Below are 24,804 nucleotides of genomic sequence, written 5' to 3'. Positions count from 1 at the left end.
ATCAGTGGCTGATCGCTGCCAGCACGTTCAACTTCCCGGCGCGCCGGGCGGGCAGCCAGGCGGCGAGCAGGCCGGCGAGCGTGGCGATCGCCACGAGCGTGCCGATCTGCACGTACGGGATCGCCACGGTCGACGCGAAGGCCGAGGGCAGTGCAGTGACGATGGCCGTTCCGAAGCCGATGCCGATCACGACGCCCAGCACGGCGCCGAACGCCGCCACGATGCCGGCCTCGAACCGGATCGTCCGGCGCAGTTGGCGGCGGGTCATGCCGACCGCCCGGCTGAGGCCGAGCTCACGCGTGCGCTCGAACACCGACAGCGCCAACGTGTTGGCGATGCCGATCAGGGCGATCACGACGGCCAGCGCCACCATCGCGTTCAGCGTCGTCAGGATCTGGTCGATGCCGGCCTCGATCCGATCGCTGAACTCGCCGGCGGTGTCGATCGCCGCCTGCGGGTACGTCTGGCCGAGGAGGGCGATCGCCGCATCGACCGCGGCGGCGTCGGTGCCCTCGGCGATCGACATGGCGATGATGTCGTCCGCTGCGTTGGAGCCGACGGCGTCGAACGTGGCGACGTCGACCAGGTAGTCGTCGTCGACGATCGACTGGTCGTCGAACGTGCCGGCCATCGTCAGCGTGACCACCTGGTCGCCGGCGAACTCGGCGTCGAATCGGTCGCCGATCGCCAGCCCGCGTTCGGCGGCGGTGTCGGCGACGACCATCACGGGGTGCTCTGCGGCGGAGGTGTCGAACGAGCCGGTCACGACGTCGATGTCGTACAGGGACGCCACGGCGTCGAACTCCACGGCCGTGACCTCGACCACCTCGCCGCCGATCAGCGCGTCCTCGGCCCGGTACCCCGACACTGCGTCGAAGACACCGGTCGCCTCGACGTCGCGCGCGAGCGAGGTGGGGAAACCGGCCTCGGACGCCGTGTCGGTGACCAGGTAGTCGGCCTCGACCGAGTTCTCGAGCGTCGCCGACACGGTCGACTTCGCCGACTCGCCGATGACGAGCGCCATCGTCACCATCGACAGGCCGATCATCAGCGCCGCGGCCGTGGTGGCCGTGCGGCGCGGGTTGCGGCCGGCGTTGCGCTGGGCGAGCCGCCCGGCGACCCCGCCGAGCCGCTGCGCGGGCCAGCCGAGGGCGTGCGTCACCGGACCGGCGAGCAGCGGGCTGAGCATCGAGACGCCCAGGAAGATGACGGCTGCGCCACCGGCGAGCAGCGTCACCGTGACGGCGGTCGTGCCGGCGCCGACGAGGCCGAACGCGCCCGCCGTCGCCCCGACCGCCAGGAGCGCTCCACCGGCCACGACACGCGTGCGTCCGCTGGTCTCGCTGGCCTGGGCGCCGTCGCGGAGCGCTGCGATGGGCGGCACCTTGGCAGCCTTCCGGCTCGGCCCGAACGCGGCGAGCATCGTGACGCCGACGCCCACGGCGAGCGCGGCGACGATCGTGCGGGTCGCGATGATGGTGGGCGATTCGGGGAAGTCGGCGCCGATCAACCCGAACAGCGCTTCGAGCCCGCGGGCCGCGCCGAGGCCGCCGACGATCCCGAGCCCGGATGCCAGCAGCCCGATGACGAGCGCCTCGCCGAGCACCGAGCGGCGGAGCTGGAGGGGGTCCGCCCCGACGGTGCGCAGCAGGGCGAGCTCGCGGGTGCGCTGGCTCAGGACGATCGCGAACGTGTTGTAGATGATGAAGATCGACACGAACAGCGAGATGCCGGCGAAGCCGAGCAGCACGTTCTGGATGATGCCGATCTGGCTGTTGAACTCGTCGCTCTGCTCGTTGAGCAGGGTCTCGTTGTCGACCACCTCGACGTCCGCGAGGGTCGACGCGATCGACTGCATCACCGCATCCTGATCGGTGCCTGCGTCGAGCGCGACCGTGATCGAGTCGAACCCGTCGGTGCCGAACAGCGTCGGCGTCGCATCGACGTCGACGTTCATGAGGATCGCGCCGAGCGTGTCGTTGTTCTCGCCGAACGACGTCGTCCCCGCCAGCGTCAACGACTGCACGCCGGTCGGCGTGATGACGGTGTAGGTGTCGCCGACGACGAAGTCGTAGCGGTCGGCGCTGTCGACGTCGATGACGAACTCGCTCGGAGCGTCGGGAGCGGACCCCTCGACGACCGTGAACGAGTTGAGCTGTGGATCCTCGTTCCACGAGAACGCGAGCTGCGGCGGTCCGTCGACGGGGATCTCCTCGCCGTTGGACCTGATCGGCCGGATCGCGTTCTCGTCGGCTTCGACGAATCCCTCCGCCACGCGGACGCCGGAGGTGGCCTGGACCGACGCCAGGGCGTCGTCGGTGAGCGGGACGGGGTCGCCGAAGTCGGCGACCGGGCGGACCTCGAGGTCGGTGCCGTCGACGATCTCGGCGGACAGGTCGCCGAACGTCGAACGGAGCCCGTCTGCCAGCACGAAGGCCGACACGACGAAGCTGACGGCGAGCGTGACGCCGAGTGCGGTCAGAGCGAACCGCACGCGGTTCGCCTTCAGGTTCTTGAGGGTGAGAGCGAGCATGGCGGAGTCCCTTCGTCGTCCCGGGCGATCAGTGGCCGAGCTCGCGCATCTGGTCGAGGACGGTGTCAGGCGTCGGGTCGAAGAGCTGATCGGTGATCCGCCCGTCGGTCAGGAACACGACGCGATCCGAGTAGCTCGCGGCGACCGGGTCGTGGGTCACCATGACGATCGTCTGGCCGTGCTCCCTGACCGCATGGCGCATGAACTCGAGGATCTCGGCGCCGCTGTGGCTGTCGAGGTTGCCGGTCGGCTCGTCGGCGAAGATGATCTCGGGCCGGCTGGCCAGGGCGCGGGCCACCGCGACCCGCTGCTGTTGACCACCAGAGAGCTCGCTCGGGCGGTGGGTGAGCCGCTCGCCGAGACCGACGGTGTCGATCACGCCGTCGAGCCAGGCCTGATCCGGCTTCGTGCCGGCGAGGTCGAGCGGCAGCGTGATGTTCTCGATCGCCGAGAGCGTCGGGACGAGGTTGAACGACTGGAAGATGAAGCCGATCCGGTCGCGCCGGAGCAGGGTGAGGTCACGGTCGCCGGCACCGGAGATGTCGGTGTCGCCGATCTTGACCTGACCACTGTCGAGCGAGTCGAGGCCCGCCATGCAGTGCATGAGCGTCGACTTGCCCGAGCCGGACGGGCCCATGATGGCGGTGAACTGGGCGGCTGCGAAGTCGACGTCGACGGAGTCGAGGGCGACGACCTCGGTGTCGCCGGAGCCGTAGACCTTGACGGCGCCTCGGGCCTGCGCGGCGATCGGCGCCTCGACGACCCGGGCGGGGGAAGGGGTGGTTTCGAGCAGGAGTGTCATGCGTTCGACGGTACGGAAACCCCTGCTCAGAGGCGTCGGGCACGGTGATGATCGGCGTTCGTACGGCGGCACGACCTCACGGTCGTGCCGTGTCATCCGTGCGGATGACGGACCGGTCAGCCGCCGTCGCCCGGCCGGACGAGGCCGGTCTCGTACGCAGCCACGACCGCCTGGACGCGGTCGCGGACGCCGAGCTTGGTCAGCACACGGCTGACGTGGGTCTTGACGGTCGTCTCGCCGAGGATCAGGTGCTCGGCGATCTCGCCATTCGAGAGGCCGCGCGCCATGAGCCGCAGCACCTCGTTCTCGCGTTCGGTCAGCTCGTCGAGCAGCTCCGTCGTCGGCGCGACTGGGCCGGGCTGCCGGACGAACTCCTCGATGAGGCGCCGCGTGATCGTCGGCGCCAGGAGGGCTTCACCGTCGGCGAGCGTGCGCACGGCCGAGACCAGCGCGTCCGGCGGCGTGTCCTTGAGCAAGAACCCGCTGGCGCCGGCGCGGATCGCTCCGTAGACGTACTCGTCGAGGTCGAACGTGGTGAGCACGAGCACGCGCGTGTCGATGCCGTCGTCGTCGACGATGAGCCGGGTGGCCTCGATGCCGTCCATCTCGGGCATCCGGATGTCCATGAGCACGACATCGGGTCGGTGGCGACGGCAGAGCTCGACGCCTTGCCGCCCGTCCGGGGCGTCGCCGACGACCTCGATGTCGTCCTCGGTCTCGAGGATCATCGTGAATCCGGTGCGCATCAGCGCCTGGTCGTCGACGACGGCGACCCTGATCGTCACGCCCGTGCCGCCGCGTCGTCGTACGGGAAGGTGGCATGCACGGCGAACCCGCCTCCGCTCTGCGGGCCCGCTCTGAGCGTGCCGTTGTACAGCTCGACGCGTTCGCGCATGCCCACGAGGCCGTGACCCATGCCGTCGCCGTTGAGGCTGGCCGCCGCGCCGAGCCCGTCGTCGACCACGGCGAGCACGACACCGTCGTCGCGGTAGTCGATCTCGACCGAGGCGCGCACGGGCCGCCCGGCGTGCTTGACGACGTTGGTGAGCGCCTCCTGCACGATCCGGTAGCCGGCCATCTCGGGGCCCGCCGATCGTCGTTGCGGTGTACCGGTCACCACCAGCTCGGTCTCGACGCCTGCCTCGTTGCAGGTGGCGATCAGGGACTCGACGTCGGCCATGGTCGGCTGCGGGGTCATCGCCGGCGACTCGTCGTCGCTTCGCAGGACGCCGAGCATGCGGCGCATCTCGCTGAGGCTCTCGCGCCCGGTCTCCTGGACGTTGCGGAGTGCATCGGCCGCACGCTCGGGGTCGGCGTCGACGAGCCGCTCGGCCGCCGCTGCCTGCACCACCATCACGCTCATGCTGTGCGCGACCACGTCGTGCATGTCGCGGGCGATCCGGGAACGCTCGTCGAGCACGGCCTGGGCGGCCAGCAGCTCGCGTTCGCGCTCGGCTCTGATCGCCCGCTCTTCCAGCTCGGCGATGCGACGACGCCGGGCGAACATCATCTCACCGAGGCCGGCCGCGCTGAGGTTCAAGATGCCGAGGCCCACCACGGCCAGCGCCGGGAGGTCCTCCTCGGGCACCAGGACGCCGATGATCGCGACGATCGTGGTCGCGACGACGATGCCGCCGACCACCTGCCACGTCCGCCGGCGGTCGACCCCGTGGGCGGTCGCTGCGTAGATGGCGAGGACGGCGATCGCGTCGAAGTTCGTCGCGAAGTCCGAGACCCAGAAGATGATCTCGAACAGCGTGACGACCGAAGCCGCCATCAGGGGGCTCCGGCGGCGGTAGGCGAACGCCGCGGCCTGCGCGACGAGGATGGCGACACCGACCGGACCGGCGTCGCGCTCGCTGGCCTCGACGGACGCGGTCAGGTGGCCGACGACGCCGAGCGCGCCCATCACGACGGCGAACACGATATCGGTGGCGAACGGGCGTGCCTGGGCGGCGGTGCGGACGGCGCGAGCGGCTGCTCTGGTGCGCGCCGTCGCCTGCCACATGTCCCTGACGCTAGTGAGTGGGCGAGGGGCCGGCATCCGCCGGCGGAACGACAGATCGTCATCCCTCGGGCGGACCGGCCCTGTTGCCCGCTGACGGTTAGCGTGACGGTCGATGTCGATCCTCACCCGTCTCCGCCGCATGGTCGCAGGCGGTCGCCACCGGCCCGTGGCGTTGCCGACGAGCGCTTGGTTCGACGAGCCCGGTGCGATCGACGAGATCACGGAGCGGGCCGGCTCGACCGTCGACGAGCGGATCCTCCGCTCGTGGGTCCGCGACGGCTACGCGATCGTCGAGGACGTCGTGCCCCACGACCTGCTCGACGAGATGGTCGGCGACCTCGACCGGATGTTCATCGGCGACCGGCCGCTCGACGACCTGGTGGTGCACGACCTCGAGCTCGACGGCGGGCACCGGGCGACGACGTCGCACTCCGAGCTGCTCACCCTCGATCGAGAGGATCGAGTCGCCATCCGCGATCGTTCCAGCTGGCGGGTGCACGGCTTCTTCCAGCACTCGGGGGCCGCCGACGCAGTGCGCAACCACCCCGAGCTCAGGCGGGTCGCGTCGATGATCCTCGGCGTCGACAGCAGAGCCACGTACTCGATCAACTTCCACAACGGCAGTCGTCAGGCGCTCCACCAGGACACCGCGGTGTTCCACCTGGGTGTCCCCACGCTCATCTGCGGCGCCTGGATCGCCTGCGAGGACATCGTCGAGGGCTCGGGCCCGCTCGTCTACTACCCCGGGTCGCACCGCGAGCGGCTGTTCGCCGGCTTCGACGGCTACCCGATGGTCAACCTGCGGACCGCCGACCCCGCGCTCTCGGGCGCCTACCAGGCGCACGTCGACGGTGAGGCCGCCCGGTTCGAGCAGCGCGAGTTCCTGGCGAAGAAGGGCGACGTGCTGTTCTGGCACGGGATGCTGATCCACGGCGGCCAGCAGATCCGCCGCGCCGACTCGACCAGGCGCTCGTTCGTCGTGCACTTCATCCCGGACGGCGCCGACGTCGCCGACCAGGTGACGGCGCCCGTCAACTGGTGACGGGCCGTGAACTGGTGACGGCGCCCGTCGACTGGTGAGACGACCCTGCGGCGGCCTCGTACCGGTACCGTGCCCCCGTGCATGTCGTGGGGTTCGAGGTCGAGATCCGCATCCCGGCGTCGCAGTCGTTGAAGGACCGTCGCCAGGTCGTCCGTTCGCTGCTCGACAGCACCCGTCAGCGCTTCGGTGTGTCGGCGGCCGAGGTCGGCGGGCAGGACACCTGGCAGCGTGCGACGCTGGGTTTCGCCGTGGTCGCCTCGGAGGCCCGTCTCGCCGAAGAGGTCGTCGATTCGATCGATCGGTTCCTCTGGTCGCGCCCCGAGATCGAGGTGATCGGCGCCGAGACCCGGTGGGTCGAATGAACGATCCGGCGGGCGACGGTTCGTCTCCGATGAGCTTTCCGGTCGCAGGCTCGATAGCGTCGGTCCGGTCGGTCGCCACCGTGGTGGCCGGCGGCAACAGAAAGCAGTAACGCAACATGGCTACCGGCACAGTGAAGTTCTTCAACGATCAGAAGGGCTTCGGATTCATCAGCCGTGACGACGGTGACGACGTCTTCGTGCACTTCTCGAACATCGAGGGCACCGGGCGACGCACCCTCCTCGATGGTCAGACGGTCGAGTTCGACATCGCCCCGGGCCGCAAGGGTCCCGAGGCGACCAACGTCAAAGTCGTCTGATCCACACCCCTTGAGGGGGAGCGCTCTCAGCGCTCGTACGGCGTGACGTCGGCAGCGAACTGCTCACGGAACAACGCCAACACCTCACCCGGTTCGGCGTGGCGGCCGGTCTCGTGCTTCGAGTACAGGGTCCGGCCGTCCACGACGACATCGAAGATCCCCTTCGAACCGGCGACCAACGACAGCTCGGCGATCACGTGCTGGTAGTCGTGCATCAGGTCTCTCGCAGCGCTCACGGCCTGCTCGGAGTAGTCTCAAGGCACGCAGTACGTGATGCTCACGGTGTGATTCGCCATGTGAACGACCGTACCGCCGCCGCAAGCGCGAACGACCACTCGTCCAGGAATTCGCACTGACCGCCACCCGTCGCAAGGCGCCGACGCGCCGACGAGGAGTCTGGTATCTGAGACGGGGGCAGGGGCGCCGAGCGCAAGGCGCGGCGAGCCCCCGCCGACTGTGGTCGGCGGGCGGCGAGACGGAACGCAGCGAGTCGGCGTCCGTGCCCCGTCTCAGCCGGAGTTGCGGAGACCGGTGGCGATGGTGTTGAGCGTCAGCTGGATGCCGCGCTCGACCAGCTCGGAGTGGTCGCCGGCGCGGTAGCGCCGCAGCAGTTCGACCTGCATGACGTGCAGCGGGTCGAGGTAGGGGAAGCGGTTCCTCATGCTGCGCGCCAGCACCTGGTTGTCGGCGAGCGGATCGTCCGATCCGGTGAGCCGGGCGTGCCAGGCGAGCGTGCGGGCGTGTTCACGCTCGATCAGGCCGAAGATCTCCTCGCGGGTCTGGTCGTCGTCGACCAGGGCTTCGGCGTACCGGCGACCGATCCCGATGTCGGCCTTGGCCAGCACCATGCCCATGTTGTTGAGCATCGCCTGGAAGAACGGCCACCGCGCCTGCATGTCGTGCAGCGTGGCGATCCGGTCGTCGTCGGTGGCGTACGCCTCGAACGCGCTCCCGGCGCCGAACCAGCCGGGGATGTTGAGCCGGCACTGACTCCAGCCGAACACCCACGGGATCGCCCGCAGGTCCTGGATGCGGTTGGAGTTCTTGCGCGAGGCCGGGCGGCTCCCGACGTTCAGGCTGGCGATCTCGCCGATCGGGGTGATCGACCGGAAGAACCCGACGAAGCGCTCGGACGAGCCGTCGATCAGCTCGTGGTAGGCCCCGAGTGCGAGGTCGGCGAGCTCGTCCATGGCCGCAGTGAACCGGTCGACGTCGTCGCCCATGTGGTCGTCGTCGAGGCAGCTCGCCTCCAGCGTGGCCGACAGGAGCGTCTCGAGGTTGCGGCGTGCGGATGCGGGTTGTGCGTACTTGGCCGCCACCATCTCGCCCTGCTCGGTCATGCGGAGGGCGCCGTGCACCGAGCCCGCCGGCTGCGCCAGGATCGCCTGATAGGCGGGCCCGCCGCCGCGGCCGACGGTGCCACCACGTCCGTGGAAGAGGCGGATCCGCACGCCGTTCGCCCTGGCGGCGGCGACGAGCGCGCGCTGCGCGCTGAACAAGGCCCACTGCGACGCGACGTAGCCGCCGTCCTTGTTCGAGTCGGAGTACCCGATCATCACCTCCTGCCACCCCGATCGGCTGTCGACGATGCCGCGGTACCGCTCGTGGGTCAGCAGGGCCGTCAGGGTGTGATGGGCGTTGCGCAGGTCGTCGATCGTCTCGAACAGCGGCACGATGTCGAGCGAGCTCGTGATCGTGCCGTCCGCGGGGTCGACCCGGACGAGGCCGACCTCCTTGAGCAGCACGGCCACCTCGAGCACGTCGCTGACCGACGTCGCCATCGAGATCACGTAGTGCGGGATGGTCCGGTCGCCGAAGCGGTCGTGTGCCGACGCGGCCTCGCGCAGCACGTCGAGCTCGCCTCGGGTGACCGGGCTGTAGCTGCCGAACGGCGCCGCCAACGGGCGTTGCCCACCCAACTCGGCGGTCAGCAGGGCGATGCGGTCGTCCTCGTCGAGTGCGAGGTAGTCGTCGGTGACGCCGGCGACCCGGAAGAGCTCGGCGAGCACCTCTTCGTGCACGCCGCTGTTCTGCCGCATGTCGAGGCCGCAGAGATGGGTGCCGAAGATGGCGACGCCGCGCCGGACCGGATCGATGCGGGCGTCGGCGAGGCTTCCCGCACCGTGCGAGTGGAGCGATGTCGCGATTGCGTCGAGGTCGGCCATCAGCTCGTCGACCGAGTGGTAGGCGGGCAGCCGAGCGTGTCGCTCGGGGCCGGGTACCTGGTCGAGCACGCCCGCGGCCATGGCCCACAGGCGGGCGTGCATGCCGCGCAGCGCGCGGCGGTACGGCTCGTCGGCGCGGAACGGGGAGTCGTCCTGTGACGCCGCCGCGAGCTGCTCGACCGCAGGCGTCGGGGTGACGAGGCGGCTCGACATCGACAGGTTGCGGGCCAGGTCGGCGAGCGCGGTGAGATGGTGCTGATACGCCTCGGTCGCCTGCGACTGGACGGCATCTCGGAGCACGGCGGCGGTGACGAACGGGTTGCCGTCGCGGTCGCCGCCGATCCACGAGCCCATCGAGATCGCTCGCGGGTTGCTGATGGTGGCGCCGAGGTGTTGCTCGACGAGCGCTTCGACGTCGCGCTCGAGGCGCGGCACCGTCTCGAAGATGCTCGAGCGGTAGTAGCGCAGCGCCTCGCCGATCTCGTCGGAGACCCGCAGCTTCGAGAGCCGCAACTTCGCGGTCTGCCACAACGTCAGCACCTCGACGCGGAGCTGCTCGTCGATCTCGGCCACCTCGCTGGGGCTGTCGATCGACCGCCAGCGGAGGTCGAGCAGCGCCGCGACGCGGTCGACGTGATCGAGCACCGTCTGGCGCCTGACCTCGGTCGGGTGCGCGGTGATGACCGGGGTGACCATCAGCTGCTCGAGCTCGGCGATGATCCGCTTGCTGGGCACACCCCGGGCGATCAGGCGCGTGATGCTCGCCTCGACGCTGCCCTCCTGCGGGGCGGTGCCGACATCCCGGTGGTAGCGGCGCCGCCGTTCGAGGTTGAGGTCCTCGGCGGTGTTGGCGAGCAGCGACAGCCAGCCGAACGCGCGGATGAGGTGGAGTGCGTCATGGATGTCGGCATCGGCGAGCTCGCCGATGAGCGGCTCGACCGGGTTCTCGTCGTTGCGGCGGGCGTGGACGGCGATCCGGCGTACGCGTTCGACCAGCTCGAACGTGCCGTCGCCGGCCTGCTCGCGCAGCACGTCGCCGATCAGCCTGCCGAGCAGTCGGATGTCGTCGCCGACGCCGGCGGGCGCCGTGGGGGAGGGGTGGTTCACGGTCAACTCCTGCTGAGGGGGATCGTCACGGTGAGACCGCCGTAGCCGTTGGCCTGGTCGCGACCCTCGATGGTGACCTCGGTGACGTCGTCGGGGATCTCGACACCCGACAGGAACCGGGTGAATGGCTGTTCGGCGGCGTGGTCATGGGTGAGCTCGCGCACGCCGTAGACGGCGTCGTCCGGGCCGACGACGCGCCAGGCGTCGGCGTACCGCTCGGGTGTGTCGTAGGGGGACGAGAGCGTGGCGCTGAACGTCCAGGTCTCGCTGTCGGCGTCGAACGTGGCATCCGCTGCGAGCACGTCGGGGTACCGGTCGCCGCCGGTCGCCTCGTTGGTCGCCGGGCTGACGGTGGCGCCCGAGCTGTCGTCGCCGTCGGCGCATCCGCCGACGATCAGGACGCAGGCAGCCAGAAGCAGTCGGGGGGACAGGCGGGCGGGAGGCACCGCGCCAGGGTAGGGGCTTCGCGGCGAACGGTCGACGGGTACCCCGCATCTCGCTACCCTGCGGGTCGATGGCTGATCCCAAGGTGCTCGCGATCGTGCTGGCCGGCGGCGAGGGGAAGCGGCTCCTCCCACTCACGAACGACCGGGCGAAGCCCGCGGTGCCGTTCGGTGGTACCTACCGATTGATCGACTTCGCACTGTCGAACTTCGCGAACTCGGGGATGCTGCGGATCGTCGTGCTCACGCAGTACAAGAGCCACAGCCTCGACCGCCACATCTCCCAGACCTGGCGCTTCTCCGACCTGCTCGACAACTACGTGGCGCCCGTGCCGGCCCAGATGCGACGCGGCCCGCAGTGGTTCCAGGGTTCGGCCGACGCGATCTACCAGAACCTCAACCTGATCAACGACGACCGGCCCGACGTGGTCGCCGTCTTCGGTGCCGACCACATCTACCGCATGGACGTCAGCCAGATGTTGGCGCACCACGTGTCGAGCGACGCCGGCGTGACGGTGGCCGCGATCCCGGTGTCGCAGACCGAGGCCCGCGAGTTCGGGGTGATCGAGAGCGATGCCGACGGGACGATCCGCGACTTCCACGAGAAGTCCGAGAACCCGCCGACGATGCCTGGCGACGACAGCCGCTGCCTCGCCAGCATGGGCAACTACCTGTTCGACACCCAGACCCTCATCGACGTCGTGACCCCCAACACCGACGCACCGCTCATCGACATGGGTGGCGACGTGATCCCGGCGCTGACGCGCCAGGGGCTCGCCCAGGTCTACGACTTCTCGACCAACGACGTCCCCGGTCAGGACGAACGCGAGCGGGGATACTGGCGCGACGTCGGGACGCTCGACTCGTACTTCGAGGCGAACATGGACCTCATCGCCCCGGTGCCGGTGTTCAACCTCTACAACGACAGCTGGCCGGTCTACACCCACCGCAAGGCGCTGCCGCCCGCGAAGGTGTCGCGCGGCGTCGGCGGTGAGCCGTCGTTCGTCGACGGGTCGCTGCTCTGCCAGGGCTCGATCGTGTCCGGCTCCCACGTCGAGCGTTCGATCATCAGTCCGAGCGTCTTCATCGACCACGACGCGCACGTGACCGACTCGATCCTGATGGAGGGCGTGCACGTCGGCGCCGGTGCACGTCTGAAGCGCTGCATCATCGACAAGAACGTCGTGGTGCCCGACTACGCCCGGATCGGCCTCGACGCCGAGGAGGACGCCAAGCACTTCACGCGGAGCCCCAACGGCATCACCGTCGTCGAAAAGGGCCGCAGCTTCGCCGCCTAGTCACGAGATGTCCCAGGCACATCTCGTGAGTGGGTGGCGGCGGGAGTTCTCGATCGAGCGACAACCCAGTTCGTTGCTGTGTCGTGTGTGGTGATGTGGGTCCGAATGGGCAGACGATCGTCGACGTGACGTTCGACGAGCTGTATCGCAGCGAGATCAACGCGATCGTCGCGATCGCGACGTCGCTGACCGGCGACCGCGAGCGTGGTGCCGAGGTCGCGCACGAGGCGATGCTGAGCGCGTTCCGCAACTGGGAACGGGTCAGCAGGCTCGACAAGCCGGGGGCCTGGGTGCGGCGCGTGGCGATCAACCGCTGCCGCGACATCCATCGCCGCGCCCGGCGCGAACGTCGGGCGCTGGCGCGGCTCCCCGTGCGACGGGCCGTCGACGAGGATCCGACGCCCGACGAGTTCTGGGACCACGTGCGGACGCTGTCTTTGCGACAGGCGTCGGTGGTGGCGCTCCACTACTTCGACGATCTGTCCGTCGCCGAGATCGCCGAGATCCTCGAGATCGGCGAGGGCACCGTGAAGCGATCGCTGCACACCGCCCGACAGACGTTGGCCGACCGACTGGGGGTCGAACGATGACGACCATCGACGAGCTCGCACGCACCGCCTCTCGGGCCGCGTTCGCGGATGCGGCCGAGGCGTTCGACGTCGACGCCGGCCTCCGGCGGGTGCTCGCCGACGCTGCGACCGAGCCCGAGCGTGCCGAGCCGCGGCCGACTCTGTGGCGGCCCCAGACCTTCGCGGTCATCGGTGCTGTGGCCGCTGCCGTGCTGGTCATCGTGGTACTGGCGGTGCTGACCGGCGACGGCGACGAGCAACTGCCCGCCGACACGCTGCCGACCGTCCCGCCCACGACGACGCTCGCACCGCTCGAGCCGGCGACCTCGTGGTGGGAGCCGACGGTGGCCGAGACGATCGACATGACGTTCGAGAGCGGGCCTGATCCTGCGGACTTCCGCATCGCCGTCTCGCCTGACGGCCGGTGGGCGGCGTACCGGGACACTGCGCGGCGGGCGTGCGTCGTCGAGCTCGTCGCTGGCGCGACACCGACCTGTCACGAGCTCGAGGGATTCGGCTGGCGGCAGCTGACGTGGTCGAGCGACAGCTCTCGGTTCACCGGCGGCGACGAGATCCAGTTCGCGCAGGAGACCACGCACTGGGTGGTCGGTGTCGACGGTTCGACCACACCTCTCGACGATGCGGGCCTGCTGCTCGCCCCCAGGTTCGTGCCCGGCGCGGATCGGCTCGCGGCGCTCGCCCCGACGGATGGTGATCCGCCGCTGTCGTATGCAACCGTCGACGCATCGACCGGCGAGGTCGACCCGCTGACGCCGATCCTGCCCGGGGTTGCGAATCCGTCGTCGTTGCTGCCGCTCGACCCCGACCGTGCCCTGGTGATCCAGGCCGCGCCACCGGACGCGTCGGCGGTGTTCTGGCTGCTCGATCTCACCGACGGCGACCTGACGCAGCTGCGTCTGGAGACGGATCTCGCGTCCGGGGTCGCACATTCCGTCAGCGACGACGGCGACACGGTGCTCGTCGCCTCGGCCGTGCCCATCGGCCCTGGCCAGGTCCGCTTCGAGTACGAGCTGTGGGAGCTCGACACCGGGCGGGTGGTGGCGTTCGACCCCGCCGGAGAGGGGTCGACCAACCTGGCCGCCGCCGTCTCACCGGACGGCAGCTCGGTGGCAGCGGTGTGGTCCCGGCCGATCGACGGAGCAGGCGTCGCGATCGAGCTCGGCGTCGCTCGCGTCGCCGACCTGGCGAACGACACACCCCGGTGGGGCGTGACCGAGCTGACCAGCGACGCGGCGCTCACACTGCAGCGCTTCGACGGCCCACAGCCGATGTGCTGGTGCCGCGACGGGATCGTGGTGGTCAGCCACCAGGAGGCGATCCTCGTCCGCCTCGACGAGACGACCGTCCCGCCCGCGTGACGGACGGTGCCTGACACCGATCCTTCGTGGCGCCGATCGTTACGTGCCGGCGAGGGCGGCGACGACCGGGGCGAACGGTTCGATGTCGTTCTGGCCGACGATCACGTAGCTGAAACCCCACCGTTGGCGACGTTCCTGCAGCTCGTCGATGATCTTGCTCGCCGGGCCGACGAGCGCGAACGGCGAGGCGGCAATGACCTCCTTCGGCGCACCGGTGAAGCCTGCGAGCGTCTCGAGCCCCTGATCGGGGTCGTCGGTGACGAACACCATGAAGGCGCGGATGTTCATCTCGATGTCCGCGAGACGGCCTGCCTCGGTGGCGGCGTCCCGAACGATCTGCACCTTCGCATCGGTCGCCTCTGCGGTCATCGACTCGAACGTCGACTGGTCGACGGCGCCCGACGTCAGCGTGGCGTTGATGCCCACGATGTCGGCCTCGCGGGCGGCGAACCGCAGCACGCGTGGCCCACCACCGCCGATCAGCACCGGCGGTGGTGACTGCATCGGCGCTGGCGTGCCGTCGTAGTCGGTGATCGTGTAGTGCTCGCCGGCGAACGAGAACGGACCCGGCCCGAGCGCGCCCTTGATGACGGCGAGGCCCTCGATCATCCGGCTGACCCGGACGCCGGGCCGGTCGTACGGGATGCCCGACTGCTCGTAGTCGCTGATCATCCACCCGGCGCCGAGGCCGATCTCGACCCGGCCGTCGGACAGCACGTCCATCGTGGCGAGCTCCTTCGCGAGCACGACCGGGTGCTTGTAGTCGTTGTCGTAGACCAGTGCGCCCAACCGCAGTGTCGTGGTTGCGTCGGCGGCCGCCTGCAGCGCCGGCACCGGCGCGAGCTGGTCGTTGAAGTGGTCGGGCATCGTCAGGGTGGCGTACCCGTTGGCCTCGACCCGCCGGGCGAGGTCGGCCCACTCCTGGCGGTCTCCGGTGCCGTTGACCTGCACGCCGAATCGGAATGGTCGTTGCTCGTTGGCCATGGCGCCAGACCGTAGGGCAGCGACGCGGGCCGGTCGGCATCCGGTGGGCCTCTCGTGGGTGTCCGGTGAGAACCAGGTCGGCATCGGGTCGGCATCGGGTCGGCGATCGTCGTGCCGGCAACGCATCCGCCCCGTTCCGGGTCGTCGCGACTGCCACCATCCGGCGAGGGTGCGTCGGTAGTGTCGACGCCGTTGTGATGCGGTTCAGCTGGGTGTTCCGATTGGCGCTGGTCATCGGCGCCGGCGCTCTGCTCATGTCCGCCACCGTGGTCGCGGTGGCGCCCCGGATCTGGCGGATCGCCAACGCCCACGAGGAGACGCCGGTCGAGCTGCCCGACTTCGCCGACCTGTCGGCACGGACGACCGTGTTCGACGTGCAGGGCAACGAGATCGCGTCGTTCGAAGTCGAGAACAGCCAGCCGGTCTCGATCGACGACGTGCCCCAGGAGGTGATCGACGCGTTCCTCGCCGTGGAGGACAACGAGTTCTTCGTCCACAAGGGCGTGAACGTGCGGAGCCTGTTCCGCGCCACGCTGTCGAACCTGTCGACCGAGGGGCCGATCCAGGGCGCGTCGACGATCACGATGCAGGTGGTCAAGAACGACTTCATGGCCGGCTTCCCACGCGACGGGCGCTACAAGCTGCTGCAGATCACCTACGCGGTGCGGCTCGAGAAGCACAAGACCAAGGAGGAGATCCTCGAGCGGTACCTCAACACGGTGTTCTTCGGGCAGAACTCGTACGGCATCGGCGCCGCAGCCGAGACCTACTTCGGCAAGTCGGTGCAAGAGCTCGACTTCATCGAGGCGGCGTTCCTCGCCGGCATGGTGCAGGCCCCGTCGACGTACGACCCGATCATCAACCCCGAGCAGAGCCGCAACCGGTTCGCCCTGGTCCTGAACCGGCTCGAGGACGACGAGCTCCTGACCGAGGCCGAGCGGTCCGAGGTCGAGGAGACGTTCGTCATCCCCGAACGCGTGCGCGCCCGAGCCGAGCGAGCCACGAAGCGGACGTACTTCACCGAGGCGCTGCGCGACTACCTGCTCAATCGCAGCGACATCCTCGGCGACACCTACGACGAGCGGTACACACGGTTGCACCGCGGTGGTCTGAACATCCACACGACGTTCGACCCGTTCTTGCAGGCCCGGGCCGAGGAGGCCCGCGACGAGCTGCCCGACAACTTCACCGGCATCGACGCGGCACTCACCTCGCTCGACACGAGGACCGGCGCGATCAGGGCGATGGTGGGCGGCAAGGGCTTCATCCCCGGTCAGCGCGAGGTGAACCTGGCCCTGGCGCCGAGCCAGACCGGGTCGAGCATCAAGCTGTTCATCCTCGCCGCCGCCCTGCAGGCCGGGGCGACCCCCGACGACGTCGTCGACGGGACGCACCCGTGCCGACTCCCGAACGTCGGTGACCCGGTCAACCCGACGTTCGAGATCCGCGGCGGGGTCAGCGGTGGGGTCGACACGCTCCGGCGTCACACGGTGCGGTCGATCAACTGCGCGTTCGCGCGCACCTCGCAGATCGTCGGGCTCAACCGGATGGTCGACACGGTGTACCGGATGGCGGCCAACCCGTACCTCTACCAGGGGCAACCGGCGACGGAACGCGAGCCGATCCAGCCGTTCTCGGCGTTCGCCACGGGCGCCAACGAGCTGAGCACGCTCGACATGGCGGCCGGCATCCAGACGATCGCCAACGAGGGCGTGCACCACGAGCCGTACTACGTCGAGTACATCGAGGACGCCTCGGGCGCTCGCATCTACACCCACGCCGCCGAGGGCGCTCGGGTGCTCGACCGCAACGTGGCGTTGACGGCGGTCGATGTGATGAAGGGCGTGCTGACCGGCGGCACCGCCCGTCGTAGCCTGGCCGACTTCGCCAGCCGCCGGCCCGCCTTCGGCAAGACCGGCACCCAGCAGAACAACTGGACGGCGTTCTTCGTCGGGGCCACACCCGAGCTGTCGACGGCGGTGATGGTGCGCGACCCCGACCGGTACACGCCGATGCGAGGCATCCCCGAGTTCGAGGCGGCCGGCGTGCCGCGCGTGCAGGGTGGCACGTTCCCGGCGCGCATCTGGGGCGCCTACATGGAAGAGATCGGCCTCGAGCAGTTCGAGTTCGCCGACTGGGACCGGCCCGACTCGCAGCCTCGCGGCCCGGCCCGCCTGTACCTGCCGGGCAACGAGTGCCTGTTCCAGATCGTCGGCTACGAGACGCCCGCGACCGTGCCGCCGGCTGACGACCCGGCTGCGACGCCGGCGCCGCAGGGCTTCCGGTCCCCGCACGCACCGCCGAGCACCGATCCACCGGCACCGCCGCCGACGGCACCACCGGCGACCGATCCACCGGCGACCGATCCACCGGTCACCACGCCACCGGTGACCACACCGTCGGTGACGACCCTGCCGGTCGAGACGGTGCCGACGACGACGCTGCCACCGGTGCCGATCTTCGGCCAGGTCGAGAGCGGCACTACCATCCCACCCGATGTGCTCGACCCGAACGCCCCGCTCCCGTCGGTGCCGCTCAGCCAGCGCGTCGGTCCGTGCCGCTGACGACGACTGCCGGGTCGCGGGCGGGGTGCGGCGATGACGCATCCCATGCTCGAGCTGCAGGCCGCCGACACGATGGCCGACCAGCTCCGTCACCGGCGTGAGCATCTCGGCGAGCGCGAGCAGATGCAGGCCGCCCGCAATGCCCTGGTGCGCTGGGACCAGTCGCGCAAGGTGATGCGGCAGCGTCTCGACGAGTTGAGTGGCGTCATCGAGGAGTGCGAGTCGAAGTCGCACGACCTCGATGCCCAGCGTGATCGGCTGCAGGCGCAGCTCAAGACCGTGATCGCCCCGAGGGAGGCCGAGGCGCTGCAGAGCGAGATCGCGACCGTGAACGAGACCCGCAGCGGCATCGACGACGAGGAGCTGGCCGCCCTCGAGGAGCAGGCCCGGATCGACGACGAGCTCACCGAGGTGCTGGGCCAGGAGGAGGCGCTGCGCGAGGCGTTCATCGCCGCCGACGAGGTGTTGTCGGCCGCCGAGGCCGACATCGACGGGGAGCTCGAGCGCATCGCCGAGCGGCTCGAGGGTCTCAGGGCCGAGGTCGACAAGGCGTCGCTCAGGCGTTACGACCGGCTCCGTGAGCAGCACGTCGTGGCCGCGGCAACGCTGGCCGGGTCGCGCTGCGAGGGCTGCCACCTCGACCTGTCGGCCGCCGAGGTCGACGTCGTGAAGGACGAGGCGGCGTCGTCGGGCGGCCTGGCCGACTGCCCGCAGTGCGGCCGAATCCTCGTGATCTAGCGGCCGTACGCTGGCGGCGATGTTCTTCTGGTTCCTGGGCACGGTGGTGCTGGCCGTGTGGTTCGTCTTCCGGGATCCGTCGTTCGACTACCGGCTCCTCGCCGTCGGCGCCGTGTTGCCGGCGCTCGTCGATGCGCCCTTCGGCGGGGCGCGCGTGCTGCACAGCGTGACGTTCAGCGTTGCGCTGCTCGCGGTGCTGATGCTGGCGACGCCCGGCCGCAAGCCGATCCGCAAGATGCTGCTCGGTCTGCCGGTCGGCACGCTGCTGCATCTCGTGTTCACCGGCGCGTGGACCGACACCACCGTGTTCTGGTGGCCGTTCGGCGGGTTCGGCTTCGACGGTGCCGCCCACCCGGTCGCGAGTCGCGGCTGGTGGAACGTGCCGCTGGAGATCATCGGGATCGGCCTCTGCGTGTGGATCGTCCGCCACGCCGGCCTGCGCGACGCGGATCGTCGGGCCTGGTTCCGGCGCACGGGTCAGCTCGCGTTGCCGACGCGCTGACGCGTGTGTGGTTCACTGAGTCGGTGCTCTACCTCGTCCGGCACGGACGCACCGATGCGAACAAGCAGGGTCTGCTCCAGGGCCGCCTCGATCCTCCGCTCGACGAGATCGGCCGCAAGCAGGCCGAGGCGATCGCCGACCTGATCGGCGACGTCGACGAGGTGATCTCGAGCCCGCTCCAGCGGGCGCAGGAGACGGCATCGTTCTTCGGTCGCGACGTCGTGGTCGACGACGCATGGGTCGAGCTCGCGTACGGCGAGTACGAGGGCGTGCCGGCCGGAGAGGTGCCGCCCGAGGTCTGGCAGTCCTGGAAGACCAACTCGATGTACGCGACCAAGGGCGGCGAGAGCTTCGGGGCGCTCGACGCGCGGGTGAGGGTGGCGTGCGAGGCGCTCGCCGATCGCATCCACTCCCGCCACATCGTGGTCGTCAGCCACGTGTCGCCGATCAAGGCTGCGGTCGGCTGGGCGCTCAACACGACGATGGACATCATGTTCCACTGCCACCTCGGCCAGGCGAGCCTGTGCCGCGTCGACATGGGCCGCTTCGGCCCGCTGCTCCACAGCTTCAACGAGCAGGCCACCGTCGGCCCCTACTGAGCCGCGTCGACGCAGGGCGCAACACCACAAGAGCTGACGGTCTCGGCGACGACTTCTCCGGCCCGCGGCTTGGGCTACGTTCGCCCGATGGACCAACCCGACACAGCGATCGCCTCGGCGGACGACACCTCGGAGATCGAGGAGCTGCGACGCGAGGTCGGCGAGCTCCGGCAACTCGTCGCCTCGATGGCCACCCGCGAGCGCGCAGTCGCCGTCGCCGAGAGCGCACCGACCGAAGACGCCGGCGTCGACGCCTCCCTGCCCGACCCCGCCTCTCGGCGTCACGTCTTCAAGTTGGCCGCCGGCGCCGCAGCAGCGGGGGCGGTCGCCGCCGTCGGAACGGGTTCGACGGCAGCTGCCGCCGACAGCGACAGCGTCGACGTCGGTGGGCTGCACTCAGGCACGATCTCGACCGAGATCGCGCACACTGGCGACGACAAGGTCGGCTTCCTGGTCCACAACCTCGCACCCGGGGAAGTGAGGTTCGAGAGCTTCGCGTTCTACAACGCCCTCGTGGCCGGATACGCCTTGGCGTCCGCGCATCAGCACGGCGTGTACGGATACACCGATCAGACTGGAGGTGCGGGTGTGATCGGTCGGTCCGACCACGCTGGCTCGTCGGGCCTGCGAGGCGTCAACGACCAGGCGGGCGGCACGGCGGTCTCGGGCACTGCGTCGGGGCAATCCGGCGTGTCGATTCGAGGCGTCGCGACCGGCACGTTCGGTGGGGCCGTCAGTGGCATCGCGAGCGGCGACGCCGCAACCGGGGTCTACGGGCAGGCCGACGGTGTCAACGGTCGCGGGATCAACGGCTTCACGAGCGAGGTCACTGCGGTCGCGATGCGAGCGAACCACGATGGAGGCGGGACCGGCCTGGAGGCCCTCGGCGGCACGGCGGTGCTCGCCACCGGCGAGGAGATCGGCGTCGTCGGCAGCGGTTCGGGGTCCACGAGCCTCGGGGCGGAGCTCTCGGGGGAGCGAGCGGCCCTTCGTGTGGTCGCATCCGGTCCCGCCCCGGCCGGGACCGCGATCGCTCACGAGGCCGGCGAGATCTATGCCGACACCGACGGCGATCTGTGGTTCTGCACCAAGGGCGGCACACCGGGCACCTGGGTCAACCTGCTCGAACCGCCGCCGATACCGAGGCTGCCGTCGGTGCTCTACCCGGTGGCACCGTTCCGGACGTACGACTCGCGGTTCGAGGACGGGCCGCTGGGTGTCGGTGCCGGCCGGGTGGTGTCGGTGAAGGACGCGATCGATCTCGGCACGGGCGCGGTGACGGCGAGCGACGTGGTGCCGCCCGATGCGACGGCGGTGACGTTCAACCTGACGATCGTCGGCACGGTGTCGGCAGGCTTCGTGGCGACGGCGCCCGGCGACGCATCGACGTTCGCGACGTCGTCGATCAACTGGGCCGGTCCCGGTGTCGTCTTGGCGAATGGGACGATGGTGCAGCTCGACGGGAGCCGGCAGATGAAGGTCTTCGTCGACGGCGCGCCCGATGCGCAGACCGACTTCATCGTCGACATCACCGGCTACCTCGCCTGACGCCGCCGCTGCGGGTCGGCGATGCGACCCGGCGCATCCTCCATCGGCGCGAGAGCGCTCACTAGCGTTCATGCGGTGACGCCGCCGCGCCCGAGGTTCCGACGTGCCTGATTGGTTCGACGACGAGATCCTCGGCGTGCAGGTCGAGCAGTACCTCGGCGTCGGCCTCCTGGTGGTCATCGCGGTGGTCGTCCACTTCGTCGTGGTCCAGGTGATCGCGGCCGTCATCCGGCGACGATTCGCCGGCGAGGACCTGGCGTTCTGGAACGTCGAGCGCAAGCGGCTCGGCCGAGCGCTGTTCCTGCTGACGGTGGGCCTCACGACGCTGGTCGGCTTCCCGCTGCTCCAGTTCGATGTCGACGTCGAGGACGTCGTGACCCAGATCGCCGCGCTCGTCAGCGCGGTCGCCGTCGTGCTCGTCGCGTACCGCCTCATCGACGTCCTCACCGACGTGCTCGCCCGGCGGGCCGAGCTCACCGACTCTCGCCTCGACGACAGCCTCGTGCCGCTGCTGCGGACGACGCTGCGCCTGTTCGCCACGATCCTGGGGATCCTGTTCGTCCTGTCGAACCTCGACGTCAACATCACGTCGCTGATCGCCGGCCTCGGCCTCGGTGGTCTGGCGATCGCCCTGGCCGCGCAGGACACGGTGCGCAACCTGCTCGGCGGCGTGACGATCTTCGCCGACAAGCCGTTCGAGGTGGGGGACTGGGTGGTCGTCGACGGCGTCGAGGGGACGGTCGAGCAGGTCGGCTTCCGCTCGACCCGGGTGCGGACGTTCTACAACTCGCAGGTCACGGTGCCGAACGGCCGGCTGATGGACGCCGGCGTCGACAACATGGGCCGTCGCCACTGGCGGCGCTACAAGACGACGCTCGGTCGCCTACCACACGACGCCCGATCAGATGCAGGCCTTCGTCGAGGGCATCCGGGCGGTCATCCGGGCGAACCCCGGCATGCGCACGGACTACTACATCGTCGAGTTCCACGGCTTCGGTGCGGCGAGCCTCGACGTGCTCGTCTACTGCTTCATCGACGCCGAGGACTGGAACGAGGAGCTGCGCACCCGCCACGTGCTGAACCTCGACATCATGCGCCTCGCCGACCGACTGGGCGTCGACTTCGCCTTCCCGACCCAGACGATCCACGTCGCCGAGATGCCCGGCCAGCCGATGCCGAGGGGCGACGTGCCGGACCGTGACGGTCTGCGGGAGATCGTCGACGCCTTCGGCCCCGAGGGCGAGAGCGGCCAGCGGGTCGACGAGAAGATCACCGCCGGTTACGACAACGGCTAGGCATGGCGTGACCGAGGACGTCGCCTCGTCGTCGCCCGACCGGCGGACCTATCGCCTCGTGTTCGCCGCGCTCGTCGCCGGCGCCGCCGTGGTACGCCTCGGGTACGTCGCGGCCGCCAAACCGGGCGACGAGGTGGTCGGCGACCAGCTCCACTACTTCGGCCAGGCGGCGAGAATCGCCGACGGTCGCTGGTTCGAGCACCCGTGGATGTCCGACGCGTACTCGGCACTCCACCCCCCGCTCACCGCGCTGGCGCTGTCGCCCGTGTCGTGGGTCGACGACAACCTGAGCCTGACGCAGCGATACGCGATGGCGGTCTACGGCACGTTGGTGGTCGCGGGGATCGGTCTGCTCGCCCGCGGGCTGCTCGGCCGCTGGGTCTCGCTGGCGGCGACGGCGGTCGCCGCCGTGTACGCCAACCTCTGGATCAACGACGCGCTGATCATGTCCGAGACCTTCGCCGCCGGCACCGTGGTGGCGGTCCTCCTTGCGGTCTACGCGTACGACCGCCGCGCCGATCTGCTGATCGCCGGCGCACTCGGCGCCACCGTCGGCCTCGCCGGCTTGGCCCGCTCCGAGCTGCTCCTCCTGGGCACGGTGCTCGTCGTCCCGTTGACCCTGCGCGCCGGTGATCTCGCCTGGAGGACGCGAATCTCCCACCTCGCCGTGGCGGGCGCCGTGGCGGTCCTCGTGGTCAGCCCGTGGGTGATCCGCAACCAGATCCGGTTCGACGAGCCGACGTTCATGTCCACCCAGGACGGTCTGACGCTGGCGGGGGCGAACTGCGAGGAGACCTACTCCGGCGACGAGATCGGGTGGTGGAGCCTCGCCTGCACCCGCCGGGTGCCGATCCCCGAGGGCGCCGACGAGTCGGTGCAGTCGCGGATCTACCGTGAGGAGGCCGTCGACTTCGTCGGCGACCACCTCGACCGGGTGCCGGTCGTCGTGGCCGCCCGGCTCGGGCGGGGGCTCAGCGTGTGGGAGACCGAGCAGGTGATCCGCTTCAACCAGTTCGAGGGGCGTGAGCCGTGGGCGAGCCGCATCGGGCTCTGGCAGTACTGGCTGCTGGCGCCGCTGGCCGCCTACGGGCTCTGGCGCTGGCCGAGCCGCCAACCCCGATGGCCTTTGCTCGCCGTCACCGCGCTGTCCGTGGCGATGATCGCGTTCGTCTACGGGATCCCGCGCTTCCGGATCGCAGCCGAGGTGGCGATCGTGGTCGGCGCCGCCGTCGCCATCGTCGACGTGGCCCAACGGTTCGGTGAATGGCGCGCAGCGCGGAGCGGGGCGACCGTCAGAAGTTGACGGTCTCGTCGATGAGGAAGTCGACGACCCGGCGGACGGCCTCCTGCTGATCGGCGCCGTCCGCGAGGCACTCCTCGTACACCGCCATCTGCCGGTGGGCCGAGGTGCCGTCGGTCATGATCGAACGAACACCGAGCAGCTCGTCGAAGCAGTCGAGGCGTCGGGCGGCGGGAGCGAGCATCTCGACCAGTTCCTCCACCAGTTGCGCACAGGGGACCACCTCGCCGATGCCGAAGTCGATCAGCCCTTCGTCGATGCCGTAGCGCTGCGCGCGCCACCGGTTCTCCTGGATCAGGCCGATCGAGTAGTTGCGCCAACGCTGGTTGTCGCGCCGGAGCTGCCACAACATCGCCAGGACGGACTGGAAGAGGGCGGCGAGCGACGCGGCGTGGGCCGCAGTGGTGCACACGTCTGCGATGCGCATCTCGAGCGTCGGGAACCGGCCGGACGGCCGCAGGTCCCACCAGATCTTGCTGGCGTCCTCGATCTGGCCCGCGGCGACCAGGACGCCGACGTGGCGCTGGTACTCGGCCCACGAATCGAACACCTCGGGCAGGCCGGTGCGCGGCATGCCGTCGAAGATCGAGAGGCGGTAGGAGCGCAGACCGGTCGGGTAGCCGTGCCAGAACGGCGACGACGTCGACAGCGCGAGCACGTGGGGGAGGAAGTAGGTCGCCTGCTCCATGAGGTCGATCCGCAGATCGTCGTCGTCGATGCCGACGTGGACGTGCATGCCGCAGATCAGCATCCGGCGGGCGATGACCCCGTGGTCCTGCGCCAGCTTGTCGTAGCGCTCTCGCTTGGTGAACCGCTGCGCCGTCCAGTCGCCGAACGGGTGCGTCGACGCGGCGACGATCGCGTACCCGTACTCGCCGGCGAGGTCGGAGAGCGTGCGCCGCAGCGCGCGGATCTCGGCCGCAGCCTTCGGGACCGAGGCGCACTTGGTGGTGCCGACCTCGAGCTGCGACTGCAGGAACTCGGTGGTCATCAGACCGTCGGTCTCGGTGGCCCCGCGTTCGATCAGCTCGGCCGGGGGTTCGGCGACGAGGTCGCGGGTCTCGCGGTCGACGAGGAGGTACTCCTCCTCGATCCCGACGGTGAATGATGGTTCAGCGTGCACCCGTCCCCCTCGGCCGGCTCGGTCGTGGTCTCCGCGACCGCTGCATGACCCCCGACGCTAGGCGCTGGGGGTGCGCCGGGGATACGACCGCCGGGATGAGGGTGATCCGACATTGAGGTTGGGTTC

20 protein-coding genes and 3 pseudogenes are annotated in these 24,804 nt (G+C 69.9%); 14 read left to right on the top strand and 9 right to left on the bottom strand.

Going from position 1 to position 24,804, the window contains the following annotated elements; all coding sequences use genetic code 11:
• Position 1 precedes the first annotated feature (1 nt).
• The 4 genes from QNJ12_RS03880 to QNJ12_RS03865 all read right to left on the bottom strand — a co-directional run bounded on the left by QNJ12_RS03880 (position 2) and on the right by QNJ12_RS03865 (position 5,343).
• Positions 2-2,533, bottom strand: a complete 2,532-nt coding sequence (locus QNJ12_RS03880; RefSeq protein WP_300619047.1) for an ABC transporter permease — start codon at positions 2,531-2,533, stop codon at positions 2-4.
• 28 nt (positions 2,534-2,561) lie between these two features.
• Positions 2,562-3,335 (bottom strand): ABC transporter ATP-binding protein, encoded by a 774-nt coding sequence (locus tag QNJ12_RS03875; RefSeq protein WP_300619044.1) that lies wholly within the window; start codon positions 3,333-3,335, stop codon positions 2,562-2,564.
• Between the two features lie 116 nt (positions 3,336-3,451).
• Positions 3,452-4,120, bottom strand: coding sequence for a response regulator transcription factor (locus QNJ12_RS03870; RefSeq protein WP_300619042.1), 669 nt, complete (start codon positions 4,118-4,120; stop codon positions 3,452-3,454).
• On the bottom strand, positions 4,117-5,343 hold the full coding sequence (locus QNJ12_RS03865; RefSeq protein ID WP_300619040.1) for a sensor histidine kinase: 1,227 nt from the start codon (positions 5,341-5,343) through the stop codon (positions 4,117-4,119). Before QNJ12_RS03865 ends, QNJ12_RS03870 begins: the two co-directional genes overlap by 4 nt.
• A 112-nt stretch (positions 5,344-5,455) precedes the next feature.
• Between QNJ12_RS03865 and QNJ12_RS03860 the strand changes: the two genes are divergently transcribed.
• The 3 genes from QNJ12_RS03860 to QNJ12_RS03850 all read left to right on the top strand — a co-directional run bounded on the left by QNJ12_RS03860 (position 5,456) and on the right by QNJ12_RS03850 (position 7,064).
• Positions 5,456-6,385: a phytanoyl-CoA dioxygenase family protein gene (locus QNJ12_RS03860; RefSeq protein WP_300619037.1), complete on the top strand. Its 930-nt coding sequence runs from the start codon at positions 5,456-5,458 to the stop codon at positions 6,383-6,385.
• A 77-nt stretch (positions 6,386-6,462) separates the two neighbouring features.
• A complete protein-coding gene (locus tag QNJ12_RS03855) occupies positions 6,463-6,747 on the top strand; it encodes a DUF503 domain-containing protein (protein WP_300619034.1) in 285 nt (94 codons plus the stop codon).
• 116 nt (positions 6,748-6,863) lie between these two features.
• Positions 6,864-7,064, top strand: a complete 201-nt coding sequence (locus QNJ12_RS03850) for a cold-shock protein (protein WP_300619031.1) — start codon at positions 6,864-6,866, stop codon at positions 7,062-7,064.
• Between the two features lie 26 nt (positions 7,065-7,090).
• Here QNJ12_RS03850 and QNJ12_RS03845 read toward each other — a convergent pair.
• The 3 genes and pseudogenes from QNJ12_RS03845 to QNJ12_RS03835 all read right to left on the bottom strand — a co-directional run.
• Positions 7,091-7,303: pseudogene (locus QNJ12_RS03845) on the bottom strand (Rdx family protein); the annotation flags it as partial.
• Positions 7,304-7,573: 270 nt separating this feature from the next.
• Positions 7,574-10,336 carry a phosphoenolpyruvate carboxylase gene (gene ppc / locus QNJ12_RS03840; protein ID WP_300619028.1) on the bottom strand — a complete coding sequence of 921 codons (2,763 nt, stop codon included), beginning with the start codon at positions 10,334-10,336 and terminating at the stop codon, positions 7,574-7,576.
• A gap of 2 nt (positions 10,337-10,338) precedes the next feature.
• The gene (locus QNJ12_RS03835) at positions 10,339-10,782 is read right to left on the bottom strand and encodes a hypothetical protein (RefSeq protein WP_300619025.1); all 444 of its coding nucleotides are present in this window, start codon (positions 10,780-10,782) and stop codon (positions 10,339-10,341) included.
• A 68-nt stretch (positions 10,783-10,850) separates the two neighbouring features.
• Here QNJ12_RS03835 and glgC point away from each other — a divergent pair, with 68 nt between their 5' ends.
• The 3 genes from glgC (at position 10,851) to QNJ12_RS03820 (ending at position 14,025) form a co-directional block, all read left to right on the top strand.
• The gene (gene glgC, locus QNJ12_RS03830) at positions 10,851-12,077 is read left to right on the top strand and encodes a glucose-1-phosphate adenylyltransferase (protein ID WP_300619023.1); all 1,227 of its coding nucleotides are present in this window, start codon (positions 10,851-10,853) and stop codon (positions 12,075-12,077) included.
• Positions 12,078-12,202: 125 nt separating this feature from the next.
• Positions 12,203-12,667 (top strand): sigma-70 family RNA polymerase sigma factor, encoded by a 465-nt coding sequence (locus tag QNJ12_RS03825; protein WP_300619020.1) that lies wholly within the window; start codon positions 12,203-12,205, stop codon positions 12,665-12,667.
• Positions 12,664-14,025: a hypothetical protein gene (locus QNJ12_RS03820; protein ID WP_300619017.1), complete on the top strand. Its 1,362-nt coding sequence runs from the start codon at positions 12,664-12,666 to the stop codon at positions 14,023-14,025. Before QNJ12_RS03825 ends, QNJ12_RS03820 begins: the two co-directional genes overlap by 4 nt.
• Positions 14,026-14,064: 39 nt before the next feature.
• Here QNJ12_RS03820 and QNJ12_RS03815 read toward each other — a convergent pair whose 3' ends face one another.
• On the bottom strand, positions 14,065-15,009 hold the full coding sequence (locus QNJ12_RS03815) for a TIGR03621 family F420-dependent LLM class oxidoreductase (protein WP_300619015.1): 945 nt from the start codon (positions 15,007-15,009) through the stop codon (positions 14,065-14,067).
• Positions 15,010-15,206: 197 nt separating this feature from the next.
• On the opposite strand from QNJ12_RS03815, the gene QNJ12_RS03810 reads away from it, so the two are divergent.
• The 8 genes and pseudogenes from QNJ12_RS03810 to QNJ12_RS03780 all read left to right on the top strand — a co-directional run bounded on the left by QNJ12_RS03810 (position 15,207) and on the right by QNJ12_RS03780 (position 23,558).
• Positions 15,207-17,573: a transglycosylase domain-containing protein gene (locus tag QNJ12_RS03810; RefSeq protein ID WP_300619012.1), complete on the top strand. Its 2,367-nt coding sequence runs from the start codon at positions 15,207-15,209 to the stop codon at positions 17,571-17,573.
• Between the two features lie 33 nt (positions 17,574-17,606).
• Positions 17,607-18,311: a C4-type zinc ribbon domain-containing protein gene (locus tag QNJ12_RS03805; RefSeq protein ID WP_300619008.1), complete on the top strand. Its 705-nt coding sequence runs from the start codon at positions 17,607-17,609 to the stop codon at positions 18,309-18,311.
• Positions 18,312-18,330: 19 nt separating this feature from the next.
• Positions 18,331-18,813 carry a hypothetical protein gene (locus QNJ12_RS03800; protein ID WP_300619006.1) on the top strand — a complete coding sequence of 161 codons (483 nt, stop codon included), beginning with the start codon at positions 18,331-18,333 and terminating at the stop codon, positions 18,811-18,813.
• Between the two features lie 23 nt (positions 18,814-18,836).
• On the top strand, positions 18,837-19,412 hold the full coding sequence (locus QNJ12_RS03795; protein ID WP_300619004.1) for a histidine phosphatase family protein: 576 nt from the start codon (positions 18,837-18,839) through the stop codon (positions 19,410-19,412).
• Positions 19,413-19,499: 87 nt separating this feature from the next.
• Positions 19,500-20,960, top strand: a complete 1,461-nt coding sequence (locus tag QNJ12_RS03790) for a hypothetical protein (RefSeq protein ID WP_300619002.1) — start codon at positions 19,500-19,502, stop codon at positions 20,958-20,960.
• Positions 20,961-21,063: 103 nt separating this feature from the next.
• Positions 21,064-21,789, top strand: a pseudogene (locus tag QNJ12_RS03785) (mechanosensitive ion channel domain-containing protein); the annotation flags it as partial.
• A gap of 76 nt (positions 21,790-21,865) precedes the next feature.
• A pseudogene (locus QNJ12_RS23675) lies at positions 21,866-22,021 on the top strand (mechanosensitive ion channel family protein); the annotation flags it as partial.
• Positions 22,022-22,262: 241 nt separating this feature from the next.
• Positions 22,263-23,558: a hypothetical protein gene (locus QNJ12_RS03780; RefSeq protein ID WP_300618996.1), complete on the top strand. Its 1,296-nt coding sequence runs from the start codon at positions 22,263-22,265 to the stop codon at positions 23,556-23,558.
• Here the strand turns inward: QNJ12_RS03780 and QNJ12_RS03775 are convergent.
• The gene (locus QNJ12_RS03775) at positions 23,548-24,678 is read right to left on the bottom strand and encodes a carboxylate-amine ligase (protein WP_300618993.1); all 1,131 of its coding nucleotides are present in this window, start codon (positions 24,676-24,678) and stop codon (positions 23,548-23,550) included. The two genes, QNJ12_RS03780 and QNJ12_RS03775, sit on opposite strands and share 11 nt — an antisense overlap.
• Positions 24,679-24,804 lie beyond the last annotated feature (126 nt).

Source organism: Ilumatobacter sp., from assembly GCF_030065885.1.
Classification (GTDB): domain Bacteria; phylum Actinomycetota; class Acidimicrobiia; order Acidimicrobiales; family Ilumatobacteraceae; genus Ilumatobacter.
Note: the sequence above shows the minus strand (reverse complement) of the source record. Positions and strands in the feature narration are given on the sequence as shown.

Excerpts from the sequence above, each read along its gene's own strand:
- QNJ12_RS03880 (WP_300619047.1), bottom strand. The coding sequence starts at position 2,533 with ATGCTCGCTCTCACCCTCAAGAACCTGAAGGCGAACCGCGTGCGGTTC.
- QNJ12_RS03875 (WP_300619044.1), bottom strand. The coding sequence starts at position 3,335 with ATGACACTCCTGCTCGAAACCACCCCTTCCCCCGCCCGGGTCGTCGAG.
- QNJ12_RS03865 (WP_300619040.1), bottom strand. The coding sequence starts at position 5,343 with ATGTGGCAGGCGACGGCGCGCACCAGAGCAGCCGCTCGCGCCGTCCGC.
- QNJ12_RS03860 (WP_300619037.1), top strand. The coding sequence starts at position 5,456 with ATGTCGATCCTCACCCGTCTCCGCCGCATGGTCGCAGGCGGTCGCCAC.
- QNJ12_RS03850 (WP_300619031.1), top strand. The coding sequence starts at position 6,864 with ATGGCTACCGGCACAGTGAAGTTCTTCAACGATCAGAAGGGCTTCGGA.
- glgC (WP_300619023.1), top strand. The coding sequence starts at position 10,851 with ATGGCTGATCCCAAGGTGCTCGCGATCGTGCTGGCCGGCGGCGAGGGG.
- QNJ12_RS03820 (WP_300619017.1), top strand. The coding sequence starts at position 12,664 with ATGACGACCATCGACGAGCTCGCACGCACCGCCTCTCGGGCCGCGTTC.
- QNJ12_RS03815 (WP_300619015.1), bottom strand. The coding sequence starts at position 15,009 with ATGGCCAACGAGCAACGACCATTCCGATTCGGCGTGCAGGTCAACGGC.
- QNJ12_RS03810 (WP_300619012.1), top strand. The coding sequence starts at position 15,207 with ATGCGGTTCAGCTGGGTGTTCCGATTGGCGCTGGTCATCGGCGCCGGC.
- QNJ12_RS03805 (WP_300619008.1), top strand. The coding sequence starts at position 17,607 with ATGACGCATCCCATGCTCGAGCTGCAGGCCGCCGACACGATGGCCGAC.
- QNJ12_RS03800 (WP_300619006.1), top strand. The coding sequence starts at position 18,331 with ATGTTCTTCTGGTTCCTGGGCACGGTGGTGCTGGCCGTGTGGTTCGTC.
- QNJ12_RS03790 (WP_300619002.1), top strand. The coding sequence starts at position 19,500 with ATGGACCAACCCGACACAGCGATCGCCTCGGCGGACGACACCTCGGAG.